The sequence below is a fragment of the Polaribacter sp. 11A2H genome, from assembly GCF_011379025.1.
In the GTDB taxonomy this organism is placed as follows: Bacteria; Bacteroidota; Bacteroidia; order Flavobacteriales; family Flavobacteriaceae; genus Polaribacter.
Genome location: NZ_WTLD01000056.1, coordinates 1 through 641, shown reverse-complemented (window position 1 = coordinate 641; position 641 = coordinate 1). Strand labels below are relative to the sequence as shown.

At 50.2% G+C, this 641-nt stretch carries 1 protein-coding gene; it reads left to right on the top strand.

The genetic code is table 11. The annotated features are described in order from the left end of the window. On the top strand, window positions 1-641 hold a 641-nt coding region (locus GQS58_RS16905; protein ID WP_166388060.1), incomplete at both ends, for a zona pellucida domain-containing protein.

Here is a 641-nt window from a genome sequence, read left to right as displayed (position 1 = left end):
TGCACAAGAGCCTCTTGGTCTTCAGGAGAAGCAGGTGTTGCAGGGTCCAGTGAAGCCTTTGGACTGGAGGTTTCCCATTGTTCCAGAAGTGCCGAGTGAGATGGCGGTGGATTTCCATTTGAGGCAACCTGTGACCCCCAGTAGTGTAGCTATTCAATGCGGTGAGAACCGGATTCATGTGGAGGTACAGCAGGACTTGTTTAGCAATGGTGAACTGATCCAGCCATCTGGTCTGACTCTGGGAGGATGTCCTGTTGTCGGTTTGGTCCCAGGCTCTAAGGTGCTCTTCTTTGAGAATGAACTGCAGGACTGCAACAGTGTCTTGATGATGACCAAGGATGAGCTTGTCTACACCTTTGCCCTTACCTACACTCCTGAGGCGTTTGCTGGCACTCCGATTACCCGTGCAGGTGGTGCAGTTATTGGAGTTCAATGCCACTATCAAAGGTTTCAAAATGTCAGCAGTAGTGCCTTGAAGCCAACTTGGGTCCCTTATGCCTCAACGGAGGCTGGTGAAGAAGTCTTGGTGTTCTCCCTGAAGCTCATGACTGATGACTGGTCCTATGAGAGGCCTTCAAACTCTTACTTCCTGGGTGACGTTATTAATGTTGAGGCATCTGTGAAGGTATACAACCACGTCC